We start from the raw sequence: 26213 nt of genomic DNA, 5'->3' as shown, positions 1-26213 counted from the left end.
GCGCGGTGTTTCAGATGCACCGCGTGATGGCCATCGCGGGCAAGCGCGCTCCTACAAAATCGTTTCGTATCAATGGCGGAAGTGGCGCATGCCCGTAAAGACCATCGCGATGCCTGCTTCGTCAGCGGCCGCAATGACTTCTGCATCACGCATCGAGCCGCCTGGCTGGATCACCGCGGTGATGCCGACCTTTGCTGCGTTGTCCAGACCGTCGCGGAACGGGAAGAACGCATCCGATGCCATCACCGAACCTGCGACCTGCAGGCCAGCGTGTTCAGCCTTGATGGCGGCGATACGCGCCGAGTTCACGCGGCTCATCTGGCCAGCGCCGACACCGATGGTCTGGCGGTTCTTGGCGTAGACGATGGCGTTGGATTTGACGTACTTGGCCACTTTCCAGGCGAAGATCAGGTCGTTGATTTCCTGCTCGGTCGGGGCGCGTTTGGTCACGACTTTCAGGTCGTCGGCGCTGATCATGCCGATGTCGCGGCTCTGAACCAGAAGGCCACCGTTGACGCGCTTGTAATCCCACGCCGGCGCACGCTCTGCAGCCCACTGGCCGCTGGTCAGCAAACGCACATTGGCTTTGCTGGCGACGATGGCCTGAGCCTCGGCGCTCACGCTTGGGGCGATGATCACTTCGACGAACTGACGCTCAACGATCGCTTTAGCGGTCTCGGCATCCAGCTCACGGTTGAAGGCGATGATGCCGCCGAAGGCGGATTCGCTGTCGGTGGCGTAGGCCAGTTCGTACGCCTGGCGAATGCCGCCTTCGGCGTCGGGGCTGACCGCAACGCCGCACGGGTTGGCGTGCTTGACGATGACACAGGCCGGCTTGACGAAGCTCTTCACGCATTCCAGCGCGGCGTCGGTGTCGGCCACGTTGTTGTACGACAGCTCTTTACCTTGCAGCTGGGTCGCGGTGGCGATGCCGATTTCGGCGGGCTTGGCTTCAACGTAGAACGCCGCGCTCTGATGCGGGTTCTCGCCGTAGCGCATTTCCTGCGCCTTGATGAACTGGGTATTGAAAGTGCGCGGGAATTCGCTGCGGCCTTCGGTGGACAGGGTTTCAGCGCTCTGATCGACGCTGCCCAGGTAGTTGGCGATCATGCCGTCGTAGGCGGCGGTGTGTTCGAAAGCCTTGAGCATCAGGTCGAAACGCTGAGCGTAGGTCAGGCCACCGGCCTTCAGGCTTTCCAGCACTTGGCCGTAATCGCTGGCGTTGACCACGATGGCCACGTCTTTATGGTTTTTCGCCGCCGAACGGACCATGGTCGGGCCGCCGATGTCGATGTTCTCGATGGCGGTCGGCAGGTCACAGCCAGGTTTGGAAACGGTCGCTTCGAACGGGTACAGGTTCACCGCCACCAGGTCGATCGGCTTGATGCCGTGCTCGGCCATGATCGCGTCGTCGGTGCCGCGACGGCCCAGGATGCCGCCGTGGATTTTCGGGTGCAGGGTCTTGACCCGGCCGTCCATCATTTCGGCGAAGCCGGTGTAATCCGCGACTTCTACCGCTGCCACGCCGTTGTCCTTGAGCAGCTTGAACGTGCCGCCGGTGGAAAGAATCTCGACGCCCAGGGCTTCGAGTTCACGGGCGAATTCAAGGATCCCGGTCTTGTCGGAAACGCTGATCAAGGCGCGGCGGATCGGCAGGCGGGTCGTCTGGTCGGTCATCTCAACTTCCATCAAAGCAAAAGGGTTCTGCAAAAAAAACGACCGCATCAACGTGGGTCGCTTTTAGGGTTTTGGATGCTTACAGCAGGTCGTACTGTTTGAGCTTCTTGCGTAAGGTGCCACGGTTCAGGCCCAGCAGCTCGGAGGCTTTGGTCTGGTTGCCCTTGACGTAGTTCATCACGCACTCGAGCAACGGCGCCTCGACTTCCGAGAGCACCAGATTGTAGACATCGGTGACGGCAGCACCTTCCAGGTGAGCGAAATAATTGTGCAGCGCCTTCTCGACGCTTCCGCGCAGGGTCTGACCCTCTTCGCTCGGCGTATTGAGGTGCTGTTTCAAATTGACGTTGTCGCTCACGGGTGTTGTTCCACTCACTAAAGTCTCTGTCATCATCGTCATGCGGCCACCTCTTGTTCGGTCCCTGACTTCGGGCTTTTTTGGCGTTCGGCGAAGAACTCCCGAACGTTGGCGCACTGTGCTTGCGTATCTTCCAAACGATTGAAAAGGGCGCGAAACTCCCTGGCGCCCGGCAAGGTTGCGAGATACCAGCCGACGTGTTTCCGGGCAATCCGCACGCCCATCACGTCGCCATAGAACGTGTGAAGCGCGGCCAGATGCTCTAGCAGAATGCGTTCCACTTCACTCAACGCCAGCGCAGGGAGAATCTCCCCGGTGCGCAGGTAGTGTTCTATCTCGCGAAAAATCCAGGGGCGCCCTTGGGCAGCCCGGCCAATCAACAGCCCGTCTGCGCCGGTCGCGTGCAACACGTGCCGGGCTTTTTCCGGTGAATCGATGTCGCCATTGGCGAACACCGGGATCGACACCGCCTGTTTTATCGCGGCGATCGTGTCGTATTCCGCTTCACCGGTGTAGAGGTCCGCACGGGTTCGTCCATGAACCGCCAGCGCCTGAATGCCCGCTTGCTCGGCGATCCGTGCGACCGTCAGACCGTTCTTGTTCGCCCGGTCCCAGCCGGTGCGAATCTTCAGGGTGACCGGTACCTCGACTGCCGCGACCACCGCGTGCAGGATTTCGGTCACCAACTGCTCATCTTTCAACAGCGCGGAGCCAGCAGCCTTGTTGCAGACCTTCTTTGCCGGACAGCCCATATTGATATCGATGATCTGCGCGCCAAGTTCGACGTTGGCGCGTGCCGCGTCCGCAAGCATCTGCGGGTCCCCACCGGCGATCTGCACCGAGCGCGGCTCGGGATCGCCTTCATGAATCATGCGAAGCCGCGACTTGCGGCTGTTCCACAGGCTCATGTCACTGGTGACCATTTCCGAGACCACCAGGCCTGCGCCTAGCTGGCGACAGAGCTGCCGAAACGGTTGGTCAGTGACGCCCGCCATGGGGGCGAGGATCAAGCCATTTTGCAATGTATAGGGGCCGATGCGTACCGCCGACATAGGGTGACCTGTTGTGGGGCCGTATCACGAAGCCTGGTCCGAAAAGTGCTTTGGCACCCCTTCAGACGGGACCCAGAGTATGAAAAAGGGTGGGCATGATACCCGCTCTCGATGACCGGATAAAGGCTGAATTGGATAAAATCTGAACAGTTGCGTTCTTATCGCGAACGGTTAGGTTCCCGTTCACATTGTCATAAAACTGTCGTCAGCTTTCTGATGGCTCTGTGCCGCATTTTAGGGCGGTTCGTGCCACGCGAGTCCGATCATGCCCGACACGGAGTTTACTCCGGCGAGCGAAAACTCAAACTGTAATTCACCGCCTTCGGGCCCGGGTCGAGAATGTCCAGAGCGATGTGAATAGGCGTCTGCGGCGGCATTTCGTCCTTTCCGGCCAGTTCGCCGCTCAGGTATTCGCCCGGCTTGAACCGACGACTGGCAATCAACTGACCACTGGAGTCGGCGAAGCGCAGCTCCAGCAACGGAAACGGCTGGGAGAACGAGGCGCGGTTATAGATGATCGCGTCGACCACCAGCGCACCCTGAAACTCGGGATGGCTGCGCACCACCAGGTTGCTGCTTTTGAGCAACTTGATGTCGACCTTCGACGGCACTTTGCAGCCGACCTGTGGGCAGATGTCCTGGAACCACGAGCGGTACTGGTCCTGACGCGCCAGTTCGTCGAAGTGATACCAGACGTATTGCCCGGCCAGCCCGAGCAGGGCGATCAATGCCAGCAACATCCACAGCAGGCGACGGCCCCAGCGTGGTTTTGGCTTCTGCCAGGACAGCTGCAACGGGTCATCGGTCAGATCGAGCAGCGCTTGATCGCGCAGGCCTGGCTCGTTGCGCACGCGCTTGCCGTGGGGCTGCGGGCGTTCGTCCTCATCGTCCTCTTCGTCGAGGCGATGACGCGGGTTGTGGTCATCACCGTCCAGTGCCGAGAAGCGTTCGGAAGAGGCGTGCTCTTCGGGATCGGATTCGGCATGCAGGCGGTTCACGGCATGCGGCTCGTCGTCCAGATCGGCAGGCGCCGAAGAAAAAGACGGTTCGGTGCGATGGTCGTCATGCTCCACTTCATCGCGGTCCAGCGGTTCGATCAGCGAGTCCGGCTCGTGGTACACCTCACCCTCTTCGATGACTTCAGCGTGCAGCTCCGGCAACTGGCTTACGTCGTCGTGACTCAGGCCGTGATCCCAGGCTTCGGGGGTGGCTTCAGGCTCGTCGCGACGGGCGCTGAAAGACTCCACCTGATCGCGATCGTGGTGGCTGCGGGCGTGTCCGAAAGACTCCGGCAGCTGAATTTCCCGCTGTTCGAGGCGGGCGAGTTCGACGTCAAGGTCATCGAGGTCGAGGCTGTCCAGATCGACGGTGCGGTCTTCGTGCTTGACCGGCAGCGGTGCCGGTTGCGCGACGACGAGCGATTGCGGTGCGATCACTTGAGGCGCGGCAGGTTCGGGCTCGGGTGTTTGAGGGGGCGTGACGAGTGATTCGGCCGCTCGGGCTTCGGCGCTTTTTTCCAACAGTTGTTTCGCGGCATTGAACACTTGCAGGCAGGAGCCGCAGCGAACCATGCCTCTGGCCACGCTCAATTGAGCGTGGCTGACGCGGAAGCTGGTCTGGCAGTGGGGGCACTGGGTGACGAAACTGTCGGTCATGCGGGTATCCGGATTAACGAGCGCCTAAAGGGTTGCAGTCAGAGGTGATCAGCGACGACGGCCGCTGATTCGTACCCAGCCGTCGCGGTTGGCGATGGGGTCCAGGTCAAAGGCATCGGCGTAGGCGGCTGCCACTTCATCGCCTTGTTCGGCCAGGATGCCGGACAACGCCAGGCGTCCACCGGGTTTGACCAGGCTGACCAACTGAGGTGCCAGCGAAACCAGCGGCCCGGCCAGAATATTCGCCACCAGCACATCGGCTGGTTCCTGAGGCAGGTCTTCAGGCAGGTACAGCGGGAATTTCTCGGCAGGCACGTGGTTGCGCCCGGCGTTGTCGCGCGAGGCTTCCAGCGCTTGCACGTCGATGTCGGTACCCACTGCATGTTTCGCGCCCAACAGCAGAGCGGCGATGGCGAGAATGCCCGAGCCGCAGCCGAAATCCAGCACGTTGGCGTCGCTCAGGTCCTGGCCGTCCAGCCATTCCAGGCACAAGGCGGTGGTCGGGTGGGTGCCAGTGCCGAAGGCCAAGCCCGGGTCGAGCAGCAGGTTCACGGCGTCAGGTTGGGGCGCGGCGTGCCAGCTCGGCACGATCCACAGGCGCTGACCGAAACGCATCGGCTGGAAATTGTCCATCCAGCTGCGTTCCCAGTCCTGGTCCTCGATCACCTCATGAGTGTGCTCGGGCAGCTCTGCCCCGGTCAGCAGCTTCAGGTGGTTGAGGGCCAGGTCGGCGTCGGTGTCGGCTTCGAACAGCGCCAGCAGGTGGGTGTGAGTCCATAGCGGCGTGGTGTTGAGTTCTGGCTCGAAGATCGGCTGGTCTTCAGCGTCCATGAAGGTCACGGACACGGCGCCGACTTCAAGCAGCGCGTCTTCGTAGGTTTCGGCTTGTTCTGGGCTGATGGCGAGACGGACTTGCAGCCAAGGCATGGCGGATTACCTTCGAATTGAAAAAATGACAGGACGGCACAACGCCGCGAAAGACCGGCAAGTTTACGGGGTTCGAGGGGAAACAACAAAGCGGGTGCTGCTGCAGCACGCAAAAAGCGGAGATGACTCGCGCTCGTAGGAGACGTCGGAGGTTACGACGGCAGCGAAAGCGGTGCGCCTTTGCAGGTGTTTGTCTGACACGCCGCCTTCGCCACTGTCGTAACCTCCAGAAGCTCCCACAGGGATTGGTTGATCCTAGTGTTTATTGCGAAATCTTCAGAAACAACAAAGCCGCTCGAAAGCGGCTTTGTTGGTCTGCAACGTCGACTGACGGATCAGTGATTCTCACCGGCCAGTTTGTGTTCCAGGTAATGGATGTTGACGCCGCCTTTGCAGAAGCCTTCATCGCGGGTCAGATCACGGTGCAGCGGGATGTTGGTCTTGATCCCGTCGACCACGATTTCGTCCAGAGCGTTGCGCATGCGGGCCATGGCCTCGTCGCGGGTGGCGCCCCAGGTGATCAGCTTGCCGATCAGCGAGTCGTAGTTCGGCGGTACGGCATAGCCACTGTACAGGTGCGAATCGACGCGAACACCGTTGCCGCCCGGTGCGTGGAAATGCTTGACCGTGCCAGGGCTCGGCATGAAGGTGCGCGGGTCTTCAGCGTTGATCCGGCATTCCAGCGCGTGGCCGTGGATCTTCACGTCATCCTGGGTGTACGACAGCTTGTTGCCAGCGGCGATGCTCAGCATCTCCTTGACGATGTCGATACCGGTGACCATTTCAGAAACCGGGTGCTCGACCTGAACGCGAGTGTTCATTTCGATGAAATAGAACGCGCCGTTTTCGTACAGGAATTCGAACGTACCGGCACCGCGGTAACCGATGTCGATGCACGCCTTGACGCAGCGAGCCAGCACTTCGGCGCGGGCTTTTTCGTCGATACCAGGGGCCGGCGCTTCTTCAAGCACCTTCTGGTGGCGGCGTTGCAGCGAGCAGTCACGGTCGCCCAGGTGGATCGCATGGCCCTGACCGTCGGACAGCACCTGAACTTCCACGTGACGTGGGTTGGTCAGGAACTTCTCCAGGTAGACGATCGGGTTGCCGAAGGCTGCGCCAGCTTCGCTACGGGTCAGTTTGGCCGAGGAAATCAGGTCCTCTTCCTTGTGCACCACGCGCATGCCGCGACCACCGCCGCCGCCAGCGGCCTTGATGATCACCGGGTAACCGACCTTGCGGCCGATGCGCAGCGCTTCTTCTTCGTCTTCCGGCAGCGCGCCGTCGGAGCCGGGAACGGTCGGAACGCCCGCCTTGATCATCGCTTCCTTGGCCGAAACCTTGTCGCCCATCAGGCGAATGGTGTCGGCTTTAGGGCCGATGAAGGCGAAACCGGATTTCTCGACCTGCTCGGCGAAGTCGGCGTTTTCAGCCAGAAAGCCGTAGCCCGGGTGGATTGCCGTCGCGCCAGTGACTTCGGCGGCCGCGATGATCGCAGGAATGTGCAGGTAGGATTGAGCAGCCGATGCCGGACCGATGCAGACGGACTCGTCAGCCAGACCCAGGTGCATCAGCTCCTTGTCGGCCTTGGAGTACACCGCGACGGTCTTGATGCCCAGCTCTTTGCAGGCACGCAGGATCCGCAGAGCGATTTCACCGCGGTTGGCGATCAGCACTTTTTCCAACTTCGCAGGATTCGTCATCAGAGGCACTCCGCGGTTCAAACGATGGTGAACAGCGGCTGGTCGTACTCAACCGGCTGGCCGTCTTCGACGAGGATGGACTCGATCACGCCGCTGGTTTCGGCTTCGATGTGGTTCATCATTTTCATCGCTTCGACGATGCACAGGGTGTCGCCTTTCTTCACGGTCTGGCCGACTTCGGCGAAGGCTGGCGAGGTGGGCGAAGCTTTGCGGTAGAAGGTGCCGACCATTGGCGAACGGGCAACGGTGCCGTTGAGCTTGGGTGCGGCGGCTTCAGCGGCTGGAGCTGCTGCGGCGGGCGCTGCGGCCGGTGCAGGCGCTGCAGCTGGCGCGGCGACAGGGGCCGGCGCGTAATACTGCTGGGCTGGGGTTTTACTGTGGCGGCTGATACGGACGGATTCTTCGCCTTCCTTGATCTCCAGCTCGTCGATGCCAGATTCTTCCAGCAGTTCGATCAGTTTCTTGACTTTACGGATATCCATCAATCATCAACTCCCAAGGGACGGTCAGGGGTATTCGGTAGCCGGTTCGGGCTGTGTGGCTCAGTGCGAGACTGCGCCGTTCAGGCCTTCGAACGGGTGGCCAGTTGTTCCAGGGCAGCCTCCAGGGCCAGTCGGTAACCGCTGGCGCCAAGGCCGCAGATCACTCCTACAGCGACATCTGAAAAGTAGGAGTGATGGCGGAAAGGTTCTCGCTTGTGCACGTTCGAGAGGTGCACTTCGATGAATGGGATGCTCACTCCCAGCAACGCGTCACGTATTGCGACACTTGTGTGAGTAAAAGCAGCCGGGTTGATCAGAATAAAGTCCACGCCTTCATCGCGTGCAGCGTGAATGCGATCGATCAATTCGTACTCGGCATTGCTTTGCAGGTACATCAGATGGTGGCCGGCTTCGCGCGCACGCTTTTCCAGATCCTGGTTGATGTCGGCCAACGTGATCGAGCCATAGATGCCCGGTTCGCGGGTGCCCAGCAAGTTCAGGTTAGGTCCGTGCAGAACCAGGAAAGTCGCCATCGTGTGTTCCTTGTTGTGTGCATTGTCGACGCTCATACACGGGTACGAGCAGCTGATGCGCAGCGACTATGCCGGAAAGCGCAATGGACTGTCCAGTTACCGACCCGGATATCGACAATGTCAGCACGATGTCCGATGTTCGCGAAAAGTTTGTGACTAATCCGCTAAATTTGGTCATTTGCTCTAGAAAGGCGCGCAGAGAAGCCTTCCACGTCGATTTCGCCGACAACTCGTACATTTGTCAGCTCGTTCCCGTCTTTTCCGAAAAACAGCAGGGCGGGTGGACCGAACAATTTGTAATGATCCAGCAGGGCGCGCTGCTCGGAGCTGCTTTCAGTCATGTCGAAGCGAATCAGACGAAAACCCTTGAGTTGGCTGACAATTTTCGGGTCCGGCAGCACCTCATGCTCGATCACCTTACAGCTGATGCACCAGTCGGCGTACCAGTCGACCAACACCGGTTTTTCGCTGCTTTTCGCGTCGGCAAGGATCTGTTTCAGCTCACTGACCTGTTTGACGGTTTCCCACTGATCCGCGGATTTTTCGCCTGTAACTCCGGCAATTGGAGTGGATGAAATCCGGCCCAGAGGCCGCAGCGGATCAGTCTGCCCGCTGAGCGCGCCGTACCAGCAGCAGAGAGCGTAGACGAGCAAAAACAGACCGAGCAGCTGCGCAAGACGGCCACGGGTGTTTTTTTCGATGAACTCCAGAGCGCCGAGAAACACAGCGACGCCGGCCCACAGCAGGCCAATCAGCAGCAGGGTGATCGGCCCCGGAATGACCCGGCTGAGCAAGCCGATCGTCAGCGCCAGTAGCAGGACGCCAATTGCGTTCTTGACCGTGACCAGCCACGGCCCGCTCTTCGGCAGCCAGGCGGCGCCCCCGGTGGCCACCAACACCAGTGGCGCGCCCATTCCCAGGCCCAGGGCAAACAGTTTCAATGCACCGCCCACGGCATCGCCACTGGCACTTATATAAAGAAGAGCGCCTGCCAGCGGCGCCGAAACGCAGGGGGAAACCAGCAGGCTCGACACCACGCCCAACACCGCCGCACCCCATAGCGAACCGCCTTGGGTGTTGCCAGCGATGCGGTCCAGCCGGTCATTGAGTGCGAGAGGCAGGCGTAGCTCGAACACGCCGAAGATGGCCATGGCGAATATCACGAAGAACAGCGCAAACGGCACCAGCACCCAGGCTGACTGCAAACGCGCCTGCAAATTGAGGCTCGCGCCGAACAGGCCCATCAATGCGCCCAGCAGCGCAAAGCAGATCGCCATCGGCAGCACGTAGGCCAACGACAGCGAGAAGCCGCGCACCCCGCCAACCTGCCCGCGCAGTACCACGCCAGAGAGAATCGGCAGCATCGGCAAGACGCACGGTGTGAAGGTCAGGCCGATGCCGGCGAGGAAAAACAGGGCCAGTTGTTTCCAGCTGAACGACACCTCGGTCTTGTCGCCTGCGAGCGGAGGATCACTGGCCAGTGGAGAGGTATTGGATGAGGCGCTGCTACCGCCGATGCTCAGCCGTTCGGTTTCAGGCGGATAACACAGGCCTTTGTCAGCGCAGCCCTGATAGGTCACCACCAGCGTGAAGGGCCGGTTATCGCCGATTTTGCGCGGCAGGTTGATGTCGAGAATGCCGTGATAGACCTCGACGTCGCCGAAATACTCGTCGTGCTTTTTCTCGCCGTCAGGCAGCTGCGCGGCGCCCAGGCCGATGTCGGCGGGTTCGGTGCGGAACTGAAAACGGTGGCGATACAGGTAATAGCCTTCAGTGGCGACAAACTGCAGCTTGATCGATTCGGGCGAGGTGTCGAACAGGTTCAGCTGGAAGGCCTGACGAACCGGCAGGAAGTCCTTGCTGTTATCGATGGCTGCGCTGCCCAGCGTTGCGTTTGGCCGACTGTCCAGAAGACTTGCGCTGAAAGCGGGCAGGGCAAGGGTCAGCAATATCAGGCAAAGCAGGCGGCGCATGGCGGTCTCGCATCACAAAGGTCCGCGCATGATAGCGCAGGATTGATAGAGATCCGGGCTAAACCACGTCCACCGGCACAGGCTTTTTCCCGTGCATGAGGTCTTCGCGCAACGTGTGCACCTGATTGCGCCCGGCCTTTTTGGCGCGATACAGCGCGTCGTCCGCCTGGGATGCCATCATCAGCGCGTCGTCGTGCTCGCCCAGTTCCACCACGCCTGCGCTGAAGGTGCAGAACAGGTCCGCCGGTTGCGCGGGGTAATGGATTTCAGCGAAGCGACGGCGGATTTCGTCGAGCACGCCGTAGGCCGATTTCAGGTCGGTGTCAGGCATGACCACGGCGAATTCTTCGCCGCCGTAACGGCCGATGTAGTCGGTTTTGCGCAGGCGCTGCTTGAGGAACAGCGCCAGGCTCTTGATCACCCGGTCGCCCATGGGGTGGCCGTGGGTGTCGTTCACTTTTTTGAAGTGGTCGATGTCGAGCATGGCAAAGCTCAGCGGCTTGCTCTCGCGGCGGGCGCGGAAGCTGCAGTCTTCGAGCAGTTGCAGGATGTGCGTGTGGTTGTACAGGCCGGTCAGGCTGTCGCGCACCATGCGGGCTTTCAAGTTGCGTGCGCGAGCGGCGCGGTTGCGCACGGTGGTGATCAGGTGGCGAGGCTTGATCGGCTTGGTGAGGAAGTCGTCGCCACCTTCGCTCATCGCATCCAGCTGCTTGTCCAGATCGTCCTCGGCCGACAGGTAAATGATCGGCACGCTGACATAGCGGTCGTTGTGACGAATCACCTTGGCCAGTTCGGTGCCGGTGCAGCCGGGCATGTACATGTCGAGGATGATCAGGTCCGGCTGAAATTCGGCCAGTTCGGACATCGCCTTGATCGGGTCGAACAGCGTGCGGGTGACGATACCGGCATTGTTCAGCAGTCGCTCGGTGTGCGTGGCCTGGGCGCGGGAGTCGTCAATGATCAGCACTTTATAAGGTTCGTACTGGGCGACCCGCGTGAGAATCTCGATTTTTTCCAGCAGGCTGGAGGCTTCCAGTGTGCCGGTCAGAAACTCCTCACCCCCGGCGCGCACGGCGGCCAGGCGCGTGGGTGTGTCGGTTTCGTGATGGCTGAAGAACAGCAATGGCAGCTTCTGCTCCAGGCCTTCCTGCATTTTGGCCGCCAGTTTCAGCCCTTCGCCCTCACCGCCGAAGTCCACGTCCATCACCACGGCGGCCGGCAAGCGCTCGGCCAGGGTGGCGTGAAATGCCTGAATGCTGTCTAACGACTGCGCGGCCAGCCCGAAGAATTCCAGCTGCTTGGCCAGCCGTTCACCCCGCTCGTGGTCCTGAAGCATCACGTAGACGGGTTTGCGCAAAGGAGGAAGTGAGGTGTGCTCCAGTTTGTCGCCATGGCGTAACCCGGTGCGCGAAAGGCGCTGCATCAAACGATTGAGATCGGTGATCAGTGCGCTGCTCAGACGACCGCGATTGGCTTCAACCTGTAACAGGGAGTGGCTGATGCCGCGCGCCAGCTGGGCGTGTTCGGCCTGTTCGAAACGCTCGGCGAAACGCAGCAGGCGCTGGTTGGCGTCGCTGAGTTCGGCAAGATCCGCCGCTGTCCATTCGCTTTGCTGCAGGCGTTGCCAGACCTCAAGAATCTGGCGTGCCTGATGGATAACGCGCTGAGCGAAATGGTGCTTGAGGCGGTCGCGGCTCGGATCTTCTGCTTCGGTCATGTCCTGACTACTTAATAGGGGAAACCCCGATACAAATGCTGGCGCTATGCTAGCACTACTTTTTAGGCTCAAGTGCGCCGTAAGTCATTTTGTTGTCATTTTTTCGCGGTTTTTTGCGTCAAATTTCCATCTTTTCAAGCTAGTAGCGTGCCAGTTCTGACAGAAAAGCGACCAACGGATTCTCTCAACCATCAGGTAATGCCCTATAGACCAAGTCGGTTGCCGACCTTTCCTAGAGAGGCGAATCTCGGGGAGCGCATTCATTCGCGATGCGGTGGTGAGCCAATCGAGATGGATAGGATGTACGGACCCACCGCGAATGAATGCGCTCCCACAGAGTGCTCATCCCTATTCACCCGGAGCATGACGCCTACGGACCTGCCGATTACGCATATGGACCATCCCCCGCGTTCCTGACAAACGCACCTTGCTGTAAGGTTGCGGTCAGAAGCACTGAATTCCGTGATTGAAAGGACAAGGCCATGCTGGATTGGAAGAAACGCTCGGAAACCTCGGGCGCAGGTGAACGTGTTGAAGACAAGCCGATAGGCAAGGCACCCCGCGGCTACTGGGGTGGTCTGTTTTTCAGCCGTGCAGTGGGTGCGGTGGTGGGGATCTACCTGGTGATCACCGTTGCGCTCGGCATCTGGTGGAGCAGCGAGCCTGCGATGTTTCCGGTCCAGCAGAACGCTCAAGCGGCCGCTGAGCGTGAAGGCAAGCAGATGGTGATTGGCTACACCACCGTCGAAACCCTCAAAACCGTCGTGTCGACCTTGCTCGACAAGCCCGGCGGCTACATTTCCAACGATCGCTTCCCGCCTGGCCTGTGGCTGGACAACATGCCGAGCTGGGAATACGGCGTGCTGGTTCAGGTACGCGACCTGACCCGCGCTCTGCGCAAGGACTTCGCCCGTTCGCAGTCGCAATCGGCTGAAGACGGCGATCTGGCCCGGGCCGAGCCGCTGTTCAACTTCGACAACCGCAGCTGGATTCTGCCCTCGAGCGAATCTCAGTACCGCGACGGCATCTCGGCACTGAGCCGTTATCAGGCGCGCCTGTCCGACCCGAACCAGAAAAACGCCCTGTTCTATACCCGTGCCGACAACCTCAACAACTGGTTGGGCGACGTGGGCACGCGTCTGGGTTCGCTGTCGCAGCGCCTGTCGGCCAGCGTTGGCCGCGTGAAGCTCAATACCAGCCTGAAGACTGAATCCCAGGCCACGATTTCCGTGAAACCGGGTGAGGTGCCGCAGGTTGACGAGGAGATCGTTGAAACCCCGTGGATGCAGATCGACAACGTGTTTTATGAAGCGCGCGGTCAGGCCTGGGCGCTGTCTCACCTGTTGCGCGCCATCGAAGTCGACTTCGCCGATGTGCTGGCCAAGAAGAACGCCACGGTGAGTGTGCGTCAGATCATCCGTGAGCTGGAGGCCTCGCAAGAGCCGATGTGGAGCCCGGTGATTCTCAACGGCAGCCCGTTCGGCGTGTTCGCCAACCACTCGCTGGTCATGGCCAACTACTTGTCTCGTGCCAACGCAGCCGTCATCGACCTGCGTCAGCTGCTGTCGCAGGGCTGATCGATGTCGGTGTCCGAGAGCGAAGTCGCGCACCGCGCGGCTTCCGACGTTGAGCTGATCGCCTGGGTCGACCGTCACGATCAACTGTTGGGTGCACTGCCCCGCGCCGAGCTGCGCGAGCGCGGGTTGATCGGGAGAGGCACCTATATATTGCTGTTCAACTCCGCCGGGGAGCTGTGCGTGCATCGTCGCACCCTGAGCAAGGCGATCTATCCCGGCTACTGGGACGTTGCGGCGGGCGGCATGGTTCAGGCCGACGAAAGCTACGCGCTCTCGGCGGCCCGTGAGCTGGAAGAAGAGTTGGGCGTGGCTGGTGTCGAACTGACCGCCCATGAGCAGTTTTTCTTCGACCAACCCGATAACCGCTTGTGGTGCGCAGTGTTCTCGGCAGTCTGGGACGGGCCGCTGAAACTGCAGCCTGAAGAAGTGCTCGAAGCGCGTTTCATCGGTATCGATCAGGTGCTGCGCGAAACCGTCGAAAAGCCTTATTGCCCGGACTCTCTGGCCGCATTGAAGCGCTATTTGGGTCACGTCGCAAAAGTCCCGTAAATTGGCGCATATTTGCACTTAGCAGCGACGCTTTTTGCCGTTACACTGCGCGCCTTTTCACGCCGGACTGTCTGCACGGTCCGGTTGCGCTGCCCCTGCTTGAGTGGGGCTTCGCGGTCGGCTCCGCAGAGCAGGTTCAAACCCGTCTGCCCGACCAGACTTTGGTCCTCAAGAAGAGGATTGCCAGTGGCCAAAAAAGCCGCATCCTTCGCCGCCCTCGGTGGCCTGGTATTTTCCACCGACGCCGGACGGCACTGTCCCGAATGCCGCCAGCCTGTCGACGCCTGCATCTGCAAGAAATCCGTGATCCCCGAAGGTGATGGCATCGCCCGCGTGCGCCGCGAAAGCAAAGGCCGTGGCGGCAAGACGGTCACGACCATCACGGGCGTGCCGCTGCCTGAAGATGCACTCAAGGAGCTGGCGACTACGCTCAAACGACGTTGCGGAACCGGTGGTGCGCTCAAGGACGGCGTGATCGAGATTCAGGGCGATCACGTCGAGACGCTGCTGGCCGAACTGGTCAAACAGGGCTTCAAGGCGAAGAAGTCGGGCGGTTGACCCGTCCCGTCGAATCGCCTCTGGTTTCGTTTTCGGTTGGGCGGTTGCCAGAAGCTACACGGTCAGGCCCGTTTTCAAACAAACTCTGGTCCGTGCCGTGGGTCTACTGAGCCATGCGGGCTGGCGCCAAACCGTCATTTGCACTCTATACACTGCGCCGAGCCGTCAGGGCCTGGGCTTCATGACTTTTATATAGGGGACTTCGATGTCCGTACGACGCACACGCAAAGACGATGGCAGCCAATGGACCGTGGCGGACAGCCGCAGTGTCTATGGGATTCGCCATTGGGGGGCTGGTTATTTTGCAATCAACGAAGCCGGCCGTGTTGAAGTTCGCCCCAATGGGCCAGGCAGTGCGCCGATCGACCTGTACGAGCAGGTCGAGCAGTTGCGCAAGAGCGGCTTGTCCCTGCCATTGCTGGTGCGTTTCCCCGACATCCTGCAAGACCGCGTGCGTCAGCTGACCGGGGCGTTCGACGAGAACATCGCGCGCCTTGAGTACCAGAGCAAATACACCGCCCTCTACCCGATCAAGGTCAACCAGCAGGAAGCGGTGGTGGAAAACATCATCGCCACGCAAAACGTCTCCATTGGCCTTGAAGCCGGCTCCAAGCCTGAGCTGATGGCTGTGCTGGCGCTGGCCCCGAAAGGCGGCACCATCGTCTGCAACGGTTACAAGGACCGCGAGTTCATCCGCCTGGCGCTGATGGGCCAGAAACTGGGCCACAACGTCTTCATCGTCATCGAGAAAGAATCCGAAGTCGAACTGGTCATCGAAGAGGCCGCCGAGCTGAAGGTCGCGCCACAGGTGGGTCTGCGCGTGCGCCTGTCGTCGCTGGCGTCGAGCAAATGGGCCGACACCGGGGGCGAGAAGTCCAAGTTCGGTCTGTCGGCGGCGCAATTGCTGTCGGTGGTCGAGCGCTTCACCAAGGCGGGCCTGGATCAGGGCATTCGTCTGCTGCACTTCCACATGGGTTCGCAGATCGCCAACCTGGCCGACTACCAGCACGGTTTCAAGGAAGCGATTCGTTATTACGGCGAACTGCGCAACCTCGGCTTGCCGGTGGATCACATCGACGTTGGCGGCGGGCTGGGCGTTGACTACGACGGCACCCATTCGCGCAACGCCAGTTCGATCAACTACGACATGGACGACTACGCCGGTGTCGTGGTCGGCATGCTCAAGGAGTTCTGCGACGCCCAGGGGCTGCCGCATCCGCACATCTTCTCGGAAAGCGGCCGCTCGCTGACCGCACACCACGCGATGCTGGTGATTCAGGTCACTGACGTCGAGCGTCACAACGACGAGGTACCGGTGATCGAAGACAAGGAAAGCCTACCGGAAACCCTGCAGTGGCTGATCGATCTGCTCGGCCCGACCGACATCGAGATGGTCACCGAGACCTATTGGCGCGCGACGCACTACATGAGCGACATCGCCACCCAGTATTCCGATGGCAAGATCACCCTGGCCCAGAAAGCCCTGGGCGAGCAGTGCTATTTCGCGGTCTGCCGCCGCCTGCACAACTCGCTGAAAGCGCGTCAGCGTTCCCACCGTCAGGTGCTGGACGAACTCAACGACAAGCTCTCCGACAAGTACATCTGCAACTTCTCGGTGTTCCAGAGCCTTCCCGACACCTGGGCGATCGACCAAGTGCTGCCGATCATCCCGCTGCATCGTCTGGATGAGGAGCCGAACCGTCGCGCCGTGCTGCAGGATCTGACCTGCGACTCCGACGGCAAGATCAACCAGTACGTCGACGAGCAGAGCATCGAGACCAGCCTGCCGGTCCACGCCCTCAACGAAGGCGAAGACTACCTGCTGGGCGTGTTCCTGGTCGGTGCCTATCAGGAAATTCTGGGCGACATGCACAACCTGTTCGGTGACACCGACTCGGTAAACATCTACCAGAACCAGGATGGCAGCGCGTATTCGGCCGGTATCGAAACCCACGACACCATCGAAGACATGCTGCGTTACGTGCACCTCTCGCCGGAAGAGCTGATGACCCACTACCGCGACAAAGTGGCCAGTGCACGCATCTCCCCACGTGAGCGCACGCAGTATCTGGACGCCCTGCGCCTGGGCCTGACGCGGTCTTCGTACTTGTCGTCGTAAGGCGTTGCTCTACTCCCTGTGGGAGCGATTTCATTCGCGAAAAATGGTTCAGCCGATAGAGATTTGTCGGGGGTACGAACCCATCGTGAATAATTTCGCTCCCACAGATGGCCTACCCCGCCGCCTTGTTGGCAAGGGTCAGCGTCCTCCTACAGATTTCCGCTGACCTTCTGTCCAGCGCTGTAGGCCATTTCCTGTTCTGCGTTTACCCCCTCTACTTCACGGATGTTCTGCTCCAGAATCCCGGCCGCCAGAATCTGCCTGCCGAGGTTTCCCCCACCATGCAACCGCTCGCTCACGCCATGCCTCTGCGACTGGAGGTCAGTCGCCCCAGATACTCGTTCGAAGTCCTGGCCTGCGAGAGCAGCGAGGCGCCCAGTCAGCCGTACGTTTTTACCCTCGATATCATCCACCCGACCGGCGCACTGGACGCCCACGAGCTATTGTTCAGCGCGGCGTATCTGCATGCTGGCGAGTCGGCGTCCGGTGTTCACGGGCACATTCAAAGCATCGTGCGCAGCACGACCGAATCGCGGTCGAGCAACCTGCTGCTCGCCGGGCCCTGCCGTTACCGGGTTACGCTGGGGCCGCGGCTCGGGCTGATGGCCTACCGGCACAATCAGCGAATCTTTCAGGGCCTCGACGCCGAGCAGATCATCACCCAGGTGCTTGGCGAGCACGGCATCGACAGCGATGGCTATCTCTGGCAGCGCAAGCGGCCCTGTCTGGAACGCGATTACTGCGCGCAATACTGCGAGAGCGATCTGCAGCTGGTGCAGCGCTTGTGCGAGGAAGAGGGCATGCACTATGGCTTCCTGCACTCGCGCAATCGTCACGTGGTCGTCTTCACCGATGACCCGCAAAGCGAGCCCACCGCCAGCCCTGCCGAGGAGTCAGCTCAGAACAAGACCCAGTCTGCCGTTGCCCCATTGGCCCCCCGAATGAGCATGCAGCGCGCGTGTGTGGTGGGCGGCCTGTTCGAGCCGGTCAAGGCGGACGACGAAGGACGCCTGAAGGTGCGGTTCGACTGGAGCAATCAAGGCGACGGCGCGCGTTTCAACGATTGCTGGATTCCCGTGGATCTGGTGTTGGCCCAGGGGCACCAGCCCTGGTGGGGCGGCATGGAGGTGGTCGTGAGCTTTCGCGATGGCGATCCGGGCCGACCCTACATCAGCGATCGGCTGTGGGACCCGGACATCAATCCCCGCGCCCACGCAGAGTGTGTCCCGGTGCCGCGCCGGGTGATCACCACGCGTATCGACAAGGCGATGTTCCTCGACGAGTCGCAGCAGTTTTCGGTCGACGATCAGTTCATCGTGCGCATGGCGCAGCACAACGAAATGCATTTCAGGGTCGGCAGCAGTCAGGTGACCATCGACGCCAACACCATCTCGTTAAGCGGGTTGCGCATCATGCTGTCGTCCATCGAGGAGGCCGAACGCGAGAGCGTAGCGAGCACGCCCTGAATTAGCGCCGTTGCCCGCAGTCTTAAACCCAGACCGGCCAAGAGAACGAACCATGATCAGGATTGCGATACGCATATTGGTTGTCGCCGGCCTGTTGGGTCTGTTGCTCGGCTGTTCACCCTTGAAGGTGCTCAACGCCTTCACGCCCGGTGGCACCTTCAACAAGGCATCGGACCTGAGTTACGGCAACGATCCGCGCAACCGCCTGGATGTCTATACGCCGGTCAATGCGGCGGCCGACGCGCCGGTGGTGGTGTTCTTTTATGGCGGCAGCTGGAACAGCGGTTCGCGCAGCGATTACAGCTTTGTCGGCGAGGCGCTGGCGTCACAGGGCATCGTCGCGGTGCTGGCCGATTACCGGCTTTATCCACAGGTGCACTATCAGGGGGTTCTCGACGACAGCGCACGGGCGGTGGGCTGGACCCGCGAGCACATTCGCCAGTACGGCGGTGATCCGCAGCGTCTGTATGTGATGGGCCACAGCGCTGGTGGCTACAATGCGGCAATGCTGGCTCTCGACCCCAAATGGCTGGCGGCTTTGAACATGAAGCCTTCGATGATCAGGGGCTGGATCGGCCTGGCCGGGCCTTATGACTTTCTGCCCATCGAGAACCCCGAGGTGAAGCCGGTATTCTTCTTTCCGAATTCACCGCCTGACTCTCAGCCGATCAACCACGTCAGCGCCGCATCGCCCCCCGCGTTGTTGATGGCCGCCAAGGACGACACGCTGGTCAATCCCGAGCGCAATACCGGTGGTATGGCCAGGCGTTTGCGTGAGGAGGGTGTGTCAGTGCGCGAGCTGTATTTCTCCAAACCGGGCCATGGCACGTTGATCGCAGCGTTCTCCCGCCCGATGCGGGGGTTGGCGCCGGTGCTGGACGAGGTGGTGGCGTTCATTCAAGGGCAGGATCGTACGTCGGTCGTTGCTAACGGCAGATGAACCGCTTCTGCCCGGAGGGCGTAGGAGCAAGCTTGCTCGCGATCTGCCGGGAACCGGCAGCAAACACAGGCGATTCCATCAGCCTGGCACGACGCGGTGCCTGATTTTACTGCCGCTGCGCGCCAGATCGCTGGCAAGCCAAGCTCCTACGCCCTCCGGGCAGAATCAAACGCAGCCAGATGTTCGGCATGAATTCAGTATTGTCATTGTCGAAACCACCCGCCACTGCGATTCAAACCTCTGGCGATGTAGCCCAGCGTCACGGCCCGCAACGCCATGAACAGCAGAAACACCATCCACAAGCCATGGTTGCCAAAGGTGTTGGCGAGCCAGGCAAGGGGGGCAGAGATGAGAGCGGTGATGACCATCGCATCGCGCATTTCCCGGGCGCGGGTGGCGCCGATGAACAAGCCGTCGAGCAGGTAACTCCACACCGCTACCAGCGGCAGCACGGCGAGGTAGGGCAGGTAGATAAAGGCGATTTCACGCACCTCCAGGATGTCCGTCTGCATCTCGATGAACAGATGCCCGGCCAGCACAAAGAACACCGCAAACGCCACGCTGCAGATCAGCGACCAGCCCGTCGCCACATTCAGCGAACGGCGCAGCGCTTCCCTGTCCCGCGCGCCGATGGCGTGGCCACACAGGGCTTCGACTGCATGGGCGAGGCCATCCAGGGCATTGGCCGTCAGCAGCAGGCCGTTGAGCAGCAAGGCGTTGGCTGCAACCGTGGCATCGCCCAAACGGGCGCCTTGCACAGTGATGAGGAAGAACACCGATTGCAGCACAAGGCTGCGTATGAAAATGTCGCGATTGACCGCCAGCAGAGGCCGCCAGCTCTGCCAGCGCTTGAGGGCCGCCAGCATCAGTTGCCCCGGATAGTCGCGCAGGCTCTTGCGGGTGAGCGCCAGGCCCAGCAGTGCGCCGATCCACTCAGCCACCACCGAAGCGCGAGCGCTGCCGACCACGCCCCAATCCAGCCCGAGGACGAACCACAGGTTGAGGGCGATGTTCACCAGATTGGTGGTCAACAGAATCGCCAGCGGCGCTCGCGCGTTCTGCAGCCCCAGAAACCAGCCGACCAGCGCATAGCTCGCCAGGGCGGCGGGCAGTCCCAGCAGGCGGGTGTGAAAGAAGTCGCGAGTCAGGTCTTCAAGATCGGGGGAGGGCTGCATCATTTGCAGCGCCAGGTGCTGAAACGGCAAGCCAATCCCCCCCAGCAATACGGCGAAGCCCATCGCCAGCAGCAGGCCTTGCAGCAGCACTTGCCGCAACGCCGCGCCATCGTTGCGCCCTGCGGCTTGCGCGGCAAAGCCAGTGGTGCCCATGCGCAGAAAACTCATGGCCCAGGCGAGAAAACTGTACAGCGTGCCGCCGACCGCTACCGCTCCCAACTGATGGGCATGGGGCAGATGGCCGATGACCGTGCTGTCGACCAGCGTCACCAGCGGTACCGAGATGTTCGACACAATCATCGGCGCCGCCAGCGCCCACACCTGTCGATGGGTCGTGCGCTGGCGCCAGTCGGAGAGGAAATGAGACATGGAGGCTCGATGGGTTCAGGTGAGCGGGAAGGGCGGCATTGTAGCGAGACGCCGATCAAACTGTATGAATTTGGCCGGGCATTGCCGTTTGCTGGTCTACCGCTTCGCTGCCGTCGTAACCTCCGACGTCTCCTACAGACACAGTGGCGTGACGAAGATTGCAGCCCCCACTGACATGCGAGGCGAAAGCGGGTGTACGCCAGATCAAGGCACGACACAAAACCTGTGGGAGACGTTGGAGGTTACGACGGCAGCGAAGCGGTGGCCCAGAAGTCGATCAAGTGCAGGCACGCCGCGATTACCCTGCGAACAAACGCACAATCCCAATGTCTATCTCGGCGCCGCGCTTTACGATCGCGATTGCAGTGCTATAACTGCTGCTCCTCATCACAACTGCCGCCAATGAGTGCCTCATGCTTAACAAAGGATTGTTCCTGGCCTGCGCGCTGGTACTGCTCAGTGCCTGCGATTCCTCCACTTCCGACAAACCCGCTCCTGCCCCCGCACAACCTGCTGCGCCGCAAGCCGCAGCGGTGGACGCGGCCAGGCCCAAACCTGCGATCGATCTGCCCGCCCTGAGCAAGCGCTACGCCGGGCGTGAGCTGACGGTGGTGGACGCCTCGGAAATCCAGCTCGACGGCGCGAGTACGCTGTCGCTGAGTTTTTCCGTGCCGCTGAACCCTGACCAGAAGTTCGCCGAAAAAGTGCACTTGGTGGACAGCGTCAACGGCAAGGTCGATGGGGCCTGGGAGCTGTCGGACAACCTCATGGAGCTGCGCCTGCGCCACCTTGAGCCCAAGCGCAAACTGGTGCTGACCATCGATCCGGGTCTGGTGGCGGTGAACAACAACACCCTGTCGGCAGAATATTCGGCGCGTCTGGAAACTTCCGACCTGCAAGCCACGGTGGGATTCGCCAGTCGCGGCAGTCTTTTGCCGACGCGTCTGGCCGAAGGGCTGCCGGTGATCGCGCTGAACGTGGACAAGGTGGATGTCGAGTTCTTTCGCATCAAGCCTGATTCGCTGCCGGCTTTCCTGAGTGCCTGGGAAGGCTCGTCCAGCCTGCAAAGCTATGAATCCAAGGAGCTGCTGCCCATGGCCGATCTGGTTTATGGCGGCCGTTTCGATCTGAACCCTGCGCGCAACACCCGGGAAACCGTGCTGCTGCCGATTGCCGGGCTCAAGCAGCTGCAACAGCCGGGCGTTTACCTGGCCGTGATGCGCGCCTCGGGCACCTACAACTATTCGCAGCCCGCGACGCTGTTCACCCTCAGCGACATCGGCCTGTCGGCGCACCGTTACAGCAATCGTCTGGACGTCTTTACCCAGGCGCTGGAAGGCGGCAAGGCGCTGAGCGGCGTCGACCTGGAACTGTACGACGACAAGGGCCGCGTGGTCGGTCAGGGCAAGACCGATAACGCCGGTCACGCCGAACTGCCGCTGCCGGCCAAGGCTGAAGTGCTGTTGGCCAAGCAGTCTGAACAGACCAGCATGCTGCGCCTGAACAGCGCGGCCCTGGACCTGGCCGAGTTCGACATCACGGGCCCTCAGGCCCATCCGTTGCAGTTCTTCATCTTCGGCCCTCGCGATCTGTATCGCCCCGGCGAAGTCGTGCTGCTCAACGGCCTGCTGCGGGACAACGACGGCAAGGGTGTGAAACCTCAGCCGATCACCGTGCAAGTGCGTCGTCCGGATGAGCAGGTCAGTCGCAAATTCGTGTGGGAAGCCGACGCCACCGGGCTGTACCAGTATCAGCTGCAATTGTCGGACGAAGCCCCGACCGGGCGCTGGCAATTGGTATTCGACCTAGGTGACGGCAAGCCTCAGCTCTACGAATTCCAGGTCGAGGATTTCCTGCCTGAGCGCATGGCCCTCGAACTCAAAGGCAGCGACACGCCACTGGCGCCTGACGCGCCGTTTGATATTTCCATCAATGGCCGCTACCTCTACGGCGCGCCTGCGTCGGGCAATCGCCTGACCGGCCAGCTGTATGTGCGCCCGCTGCGCGAAGCGGTGCCGGGATTGCCGGGGTATGAGTTCGGCTCGATCACTGAAGAAGACCTCAAGCAGGATCTGGAGATCGAAGACAGCACCCTCGACGCCAATGGTCAGCTCGATCTGAGCATCGACAGCCAGTGGGCCAATGCCCGTTCGCCGCTGCAACTGGTGCTGCAAGCCAGCCTGCAAGAGTCGGGCGGGCGTCCGATCACTCGGCGTCTGACCCAACCGGTCTGGCCTGCGGATTCGATGCCGGGCCTGCGTGGCCTGTTCGACGGCGAGGCCGCCGATGGCGATGGACCGGTGGAATTCGAAGTGCTGATGGCCGACGCCCAAGGCCACAAACTGGCCGCCGATAACCTCAAGGTGCGGCTGATTCGCGAGCGTCGCGACTACTACTGGAACTACTCGGAGAGCGATGGCTGGAGCTATCACTACAACGAGAAGTACCTGAACCTGTCCGAAGAAACCCTGAGCGTGAAGAAGGATTCCACGGCCAAGGTCAGCTTCCCCGTGGAGTGGGGCCCGTATCGCGTCGAGGTCGAAGACCCGGCCACCGGTATCGTCAGCAGCGTGCGTTTCTGGGCCGGTTACCGCTGGCAGGACAACGCCGAGGGCGGCGCCGTGCGTCCCGATCAGGTCAAGCTGGCCCTGGATAAAAAAGCCTACGCCGATGGCGACACGGCCAAGGTGACCGTCACGCCGCCGTCGGCGGGCAAGGGCTATCTGCTGGTGGAATCCAGCGAAGGCCCGTTGTGGTGGCAAGAGATCGACGTGCCTGCCGAGGGCAAGACCTTCGACGTGCCGGTGGATAAAAAGTGGGCGCGCCACGATCTGTACGTCAGCGCGCTGGTGATTCGCCCCGGTGAGCGCAAGGCCAACGTCACGCCCAAACGTGCTGTTGGCGTGCTGCACCTGCCGCTGGACCGCTCGCAACGCAAGCTGGCGCTGACGGTTACCGCGCCTGAGAAGATGCGCCCCAAGCAGCCGCTCAAACTCAAGGTCAACGCCAGGAACGCTGACGGCTCGATCCCGAAAGACGTGCACGTATTGGTCGCAGCGGTAGACGTGGGCATACTCAACATCACTGAATACGCCACCCCTGACCCGTTCGCCAGCCTGTTCGGGCGCAAGGAATACGGCGCCGATCAGCTCGACATCTATGGTCAGCTGATCGAAGCGGGGCGTAACCGTCTGGCCAGTCTTGCCTTCGGTGGTGACGCGGCGTTGGCCAAGGGCGGCAAGCGTCCGGAAACCAGCGTGACCATCGTCGCCCTGCAAAGCGCGCCGGTGACCTTGAACGAACAGGGCGACGCCGAAGTCAGCGTTGACATCCCGGACTTCAACGGCGAACTGCGCATCATGGCGCAGGCCTGGACCGACGAGCGCTATGGCATGGCCGAAGCGAAAACCGTCGTGGCCGCGCCGCTGATTGCCGAGCTGTCGGCACCGCGCTTCCTGGCCGGTGGCGACCAGACCAAAGTGGCGCTGGACCTCTCGAACCTCTCCGGCAAGCCGCAGAAGCTCAACGTGCAGGTCACAGCCGATGGGCAACTGAGTCTGGGTGAGGGGGATGGCAGCAAAGCCGTCAGCCTGAATCAAGGCCAGCGCACCACGTTGCAGATTCCGGTGAAGGCGCAGGGCGGTTTCGGCAAAGGCGTGATCCGGGTGACAGTCAATGGTCTGGATCTGCCGGGTGAGAGCCTGCCGGCGTTCAGCCGCGAGTGGAACATCGGCGTGCGTCCAGCGTACCCCGCAATGCTGCGTCAGTACCGCGCGGTGCTCAAGGATCAGGCCTGGAGCCTGCCGGACGGCGCACTCGATGCGTTCGAGCCGGCGGGGCGTGAGGCGCTGCTGTCGGTGTCGAGCCGTCCGCCGCTGAACCTTGGCGAGCAAATTCGCGCCCTCAAGGCGTATCCGTATGGCTGCCTGGAACAGACCACCAGCGGCCTGTATCCGTCGCTCTACGCCGACGCCGCGACCCTCAAGCGTCTGGGCCTGGAAGGCGAGTCGGATGCCGAGCGCAAACGCAAGATCGAGATCGGCATCGAACGCCTCATCGGCATGCAGCGCTACAACGGCAGCTTCGGCCTGTGGGGCGCGGACGGCGAAGAGGAGTATTGGCTGACGGCGTACGTCACCGACTTCCTGCTGCGTGCCCGCGATCAGGGCTTTGCCGTGCCACCGGATGCGCTGAAAAAGGCCAACGAGCGTCTGTTGCGCTACCTGCAAGAGCGTAATCAGATCGAGGTCAATTACAGCGAAAACGCCGAGCACACTCGCTTTGCCGTGCAGGCTTATGCGGGGTTGGTGTTGTCGCGCAGCCAGCAAGCGCCGCTGGGCGCGTTGCGCAGCCTGTTCGATCGTCGCACCGACGCACGCTCGGGCCTGCCGCTGGTGCAGCTGTCCATCGCGCTGGAAAAAATGGGCGACAAACCACGGGCCGATCAGGCGTTGATGGCGGGCCTGGCGGCAAGTCGCAAGGCCAACGACTGGCTGGCCGATTACGGCAGCCCGTTGCGCGATCAGGCGCTGATCCTGTCATTGCTGGAAGAGAACAAACTGGCGTCGGACAAGGTCGAGGAGCGGCTGTTTGCGCTGTCCGATCAGGTTGCCGCCAGCCGTTATCTGTCCACTCAGGAGCGCAACTCGCTGTTCCTCGCCGGGCGCGACCTGCTCGGCAAGCCAGAGGCCAAGTGGGCAGCGACCCTGAACAGCGGCAGCAACAATCGCGAGCTGAGCAATGACCAGCCGGGCGTGAAGCTCGACAGCTCGGTGCTGGCCTCGCCGCTGACCGTGCAGAACACTGGCGATGCCACGCTGTATCAGCAGATGACCATTTCCGGGTACCCGTCGCAGCCGCCTGCGGCCGGTGGCGAGAACCTGGCGATTCGTCGCGAATACTTGGGGATGGACGGCGAGGCGCTGAACCTCAATGCGTTGAAGAGCGGGGAGCTGGTGCTGGTGCATCTGGAGCTCAAATCCAAGGAGCGCGTACCGGATGCGCTGGTGGTGGATTTGCTGCCTGCGGGCCTTGAGATCGAAAACCAGAACCTGGCGCAAAGCGCGGCCAGCCTGGAAGACGCCAGTGAGTCTGTGAAGCAGTGGCGTGAGTCGATGGAGAACGCCGGGTTGAAACATCAGGAGTTCCGCGGCGATCGTTATGTCGCGGCAGTGGACCTGCAAGGGTTCAACACCGTGCACCTGCTGTATCTGGCGCGGGCGGTGACACCGGGTATCTATCGTGTGCCGCCACCGCAGGTGGAGTCGATGTACCGGCCGAACTGGCAGGCACTGGGCGATGCGCCTGCGCAGTTGGTGGTCAAAGGGAAGAAGTAAAGTAGGTAAAACCGCGATCGTGGTTCGGTCTCGGTTTGCCTGATGTATGC

At 61.4% G+C, this 26213-nt stretch carries 18 protein-coding genes; 7 read left to right on the top strand and 11 right to left on the bottom strand.

Annotation, left to right across the window (positions count from 1 at the left end; all coding sequences use genetic code 11):
* Positions 1 to 69: 69 nt before the first annotated feature.
* The 10 genes from purH to AC07V9_RS20795 form a co-directional block, all read right to left on the bottom strand.
* Entirely contained in the window at positions 70 to 1677 is a 1608-nt protein-coding gene (purH, locus tag AC07V9_RS20840) for a bifunctional phosphoribosylaminoimidazolecarboxamide formyltransferase/IMP cyclohydrolase (protein WP_495017532.1), read from the bottom strand.
* 79 nt (positions 1678 to 1756) lie between these two features.
* The gene (gene fis / locus AC07V9_RS20835) at positions 1757 to 2077 is read right to left on the bottom strand and encodes a DNA-binding transcriptional regulator Fis (protein WP_007907419.1); all 321 of its coding nucleotides are present in this window, start codon (positions 2075 to 2077) and stop codon (positions 1757 to 1759) included.
* Positions 2074 to 3087, bottom strand: coding sequence for a tRNA dihydrouridine synthase DusB (gene dusB / locus AC07V9_RS20830; RefSeq protein ID WP_495017531.1), 1014 nt, complete (start codon positions 3085 to 3087; stop codon positions 2074 to 2076). Before dusB ends, fis begins: the two co-directional genes overlap by 4 nt.
* Before the next feature lie 281 nt (positions 3088 to 3368).
* Positions 3369 to 4742 carry a DUF3426 domain-containing protein gene (locus AC07V9_RS20825; RefSeq protein WP_495017530.1) on the bottom strand — a complete coding sequence of 458 codons (1374 nt, stop codon included), beginning with the start codon at positions 4740 to 4742 and terminating at the stop codon, positions 3369 to 3371.
* A 48-nt stretch (positions 4743 to 4790) separates the two neighbouring features.
* Positions 4791 to 5669 carry a 50S ribosomal protein L11 methyltransferase gene (gene prmA / locus AC07V9_RS20820; RefSeq protein WP_495017529.1) on the bottom strand — a complete coding sequence of 293 codons (879 nt, stop codon included), beginning with the start codon at positions 5667 to 5669 and terminating at the stop codon, positions 4791 to 4793.
* 335 nt (positions 5670 to 6004) lie between these two features.
* The gene (gene accC / locus AC07V9_RS20815) at positions 6005 to 7369 is read right to left on the bottom strand and encodes an acetyl-CoA carboxylase biotin carboxylase subunit (protein ID WP_495017528.1); all 1365 of its coding nucleotides are present in this window, start codon (positions 7367 to 7369) and stop codon (positions 6005 to 6007) included.
* A 17-nt stretch (positions 7370 to 7386) separates the two neighbouring features.
* Positions 7387 to 7851 (bottom strand): acetyl-CoA carboxylase biotin carboxyl carrier protein, encoded by a 465-nt coding sequence (accB, locus tag AC07V9_RS20810; RefSeq protein WP_495017527.1) that lies wholly within the window; start codon positions 7849 to 7851, stop codon positions 7387 to 7389.
* A gap of 80 nt (positions 7852 to 7931) precedes the next feature.
* Complete coding sequence (gene aroQ / locus AC07V9_RS20805; protein WP_074751988.1) at positions 7932 to 8384, bottom strand: type II 3-dehydroquinate dehydratase; 453 nt, start codon at positions 8382 to 8384, stop codon at positions 7932 to 7934.
* Positions 8385 to 8548: 164 nt separating this feature from the next.
* Positions 8549 to 10357 carry a protein-disulfide reductase DsbD gene (locus tag AC07V9_RS20800; RefSeq protein ID WP_495017526.1) on the bottom strand — a complete coding sequence of 603 codons (1809 nt, stop codon included), beginning with the start codon at positions 10355 to 10357 and terminating at the stop codon, positions 8549 to 8551.
* Between the two features lie 58 nt (positions 10358 to 10415).
* A complete protein-coding gene (locus tag AC07V9_RS20795) occupies positions 10416 to 12074 on the bottom strand; it encodes a diguanylate cyclase (RefSeq protein WP_495017525.1) in 1659 nt (552 codons plus the stop codon).
* 482 nt (positions 12075 to 12556) lie between these two features.
* Between AC07V9_RS20795 and AC07V9_RS20790 the strand changes: the two genes are divergently transcribed.
* From AC07V9_RS20790 to AC07V9_RS20765, 6 genes are all read left to right on the top strand, one after another.
* Positions 12557 to 13651: a DUF2333 family protein gene (locus AC07V9_RS20790; protein ID WP_495017524.1), complete on the top strand. Its 1095-nt coding sequence runs from the start codon at positions 12557 to 12559 to the stop codon at positions 13649 to 13651.
* 3 nt (positions 13652 to 13654) lie between these two features.
* Positions 13655 to 14200 (top strand): NUDIX hydrolase, encoded by a 546-nt coding sequence (locus AC07V9_RS20785; protein ID WP_495017523.1) that lies wholly within the window; start codon positions 13655 to 13657, stop codon positions 14198 to 14200.
* A gap of 186 nt (positions 14201 to 14386) precedes the next feature.
* Positions 14387 to 14758: a translation initiation factor Sui1 gene (locus AC07V9_RS20780; RefSeq protein ID WP_274134086.1), complete on the top strand. Its 372-nt coding sequence runs from the start codon at positions 14387 to 14389 to the stop codon at positions 14756 to 14758.
* Between the two features lie 205 nt (positions 14759 to 14963).
* Positions 14964 to 16877 carry an arginine decarboxylase gene (gene speA / locus AC07V9_RS20775; protein ID WP_495017522.1) on the top strand — a complete coding sequence of 638 codons (1914 nt, stop codon included), beginning with the start codon at positions 14964 to 14966 and terminating at the stop codon, positions 16875 to 16877.
* A 281-nt stretch (positions 16878 to 17158) separates the two neighbouring features.
* The gene (locus AC07V9_RS20770) at positions 17159 to 18343 is read left to right on the top strand and encodes a contractile injection system protein, VgrG/Pvc8 family (protein ID WP_495017521.1); all 1185 of its coding nucleotides are present in this window, start codon (positions 17159 to 17161) and stop codon (positions 18341 to 18343) included.
* A 52-nt stretch (positions 18344 to 18395) separates the two neighbouring features.
* The gene (locus tag AC07V9_RS20765; RefSeq protein WP_495017520.1) at positions 18396 to 19283 is read left to right on the top strand and encodes an alpha/beta hydrolase; all 888 of its coding nucleotides are present in this window, start codon (positions 18396 to 18398) and stop codon (positions 19281 to 19283) included.
* Between the two features lie 203 nt (positions 19284 to 19486).
* Here the strand turns inward: AC07V9_RS20765 and AC07V9_RS20760 are convergent, their stop codons facing one another.
* Positions 19487 to 20827, bottom strand: coding sequence for an MATE family efflux transporter (locus AC07V9_RS20760; protein ID WP_495017519.1), 1341 nt, complete (start codon positions 20825 to 20827; stop codon positions 19487 to 19489).
* 413 nt (positions 20828 to 21240) lie between these two features.
* On the opposite strand from AC07V9_RS20760, the gene AC07V9_RS20755 reads away from it, so the two are divergent.
* Entirely contained in the window at positions 21241 to 26163 is a 4923-nt protein-coding gene (locus AC07V9_RS20755) for an alpha-2-macroglobulin family protein (RefSeq protein ID WP_495017518.1), read from the top strand.
* The last annotated feature ends 50 nt before the right edge of the window (positions 26164 to 26213 follow it).

The sequence above is a fragment of the Pseudomonas sp. GW821-FHT02A11 genome, from assembly GCF_059421985.1.
The sequence above is the reverse complement of the archived record's forward strand: the minus strand, read 5'-3'. Positions and strand labels throughout refer to the sequence as shown.

Coding starts and splice junctions, on each gene's coding strand:
- purH (WP_495017532.1), bottom strand. CDS start 1,677: ATGACCGACCAGACGACCCGCCTGCCGATCCGCCGCGCCTTGATCAGC.
- fis (WP_007907419.1), bottom strand. CDS start 2,077: ATGACGATGATGACAGAGACTTTAGTGAGTGGAACAACACCCGTGAGC.
- dusB (WP_495017531.1), bottom strand. CDS start 3,087: ATGTCGGCGGTACGCATCGGCCCCTATACATTGCAAAATGGCTTGATC.
- AC07V9_RS20825 (WP_495017530.1), bottom strand. CDS start 4,742: ATGACCGACAGTTTCGTCACCCAGTGCCCCCACTGCCAGACCAGCTTC.
- prmA (WP_495017529.1), bottom strand. CDS start 5,669: ATGCCTTGGCTGCAAGTCCGTCTCGCCATCAGCCCAGAACAAGCCGAA.
- accC (WP_495017528.1), bottom strand. CDS start 7,369: ATGACGAATCCTGCGAAGTTGGAAAAAGTGCTGATCGCCAACCGCGGT.
- accB (WP_495017527.1), bottom strand. CDS start 7,851: ATGGATATCCGTAAAGTCAAGAAACTGATCGAACTGCTGGAAGAATCT.
- aroQ (WP_074751988.1), bottom strand. CDS start 8,384: ATGGCGACTTTCCTGGTTCTGCACGGACCTAACCTGAACTTGCTGGGC.
- AC07V9_RS20800 (WP_495017526.1), bottom strand. CDS start 10,357: ATGCGCCGCCTGCTTTGCCTGATATTGCTGACCCTTGCCCTGCCCGCT.
- AC07V9_RS20795 (WP_495017525.1), bottom strand. CDS start 12,074: ATGACCGAAGCAGAAGATCCGAGCCGCGACCGCCTCAAGCACCATTTC.
- AC07V9_RS20790 (WP_495017524.1), top strand. CDS start 12,557: ATGCTGGATTGGAAGAAACGCTCGGAAACCTCGGGCGCAGGTGAACGT.
- AC07V9_RS20785 (WP_495017523.1), top strand. CDS start 13,655: ATGTCGGTGTCCGAGAGCGAAGTCGCGCACCGCGCGGCTTCCGACGTT.
- speA (WP_495017522.1), top strand. CDS start 14,964: ATGTCCGTACGACGCACACGCAAAGACGATGGCAGCCAATGGACCGTG.
- AC07V9_RS20770 (WP_495017521.1), top strand. CDS start 17,159: ATGCAACCGCTCGCTCACGCCATGCCTCTGCGACTGGAGGTCAGTCGC.
- AC07V9_RS20765 (WP_495017520.1), top strand. CDS start 18,396: ATGATCAGGATTGCGATACGCATATTGGTTGTCGCCGGCCTGTTGGGT.
- AC07V9_RS20760 (WP_495017519.1), bottom strand. CDS start 20,827: ATGTCTCATTTCCTCTCCGACTGGCGCCAGCGCACGACCCATCGACAG.
- AC07V9_RS20755 (WP_495017518.1), top strand. CDS start 21,241: ATGCTTAACAAAGGATTGTTCCTGGCCTGCGCGCTGGTACTGCTCAGT.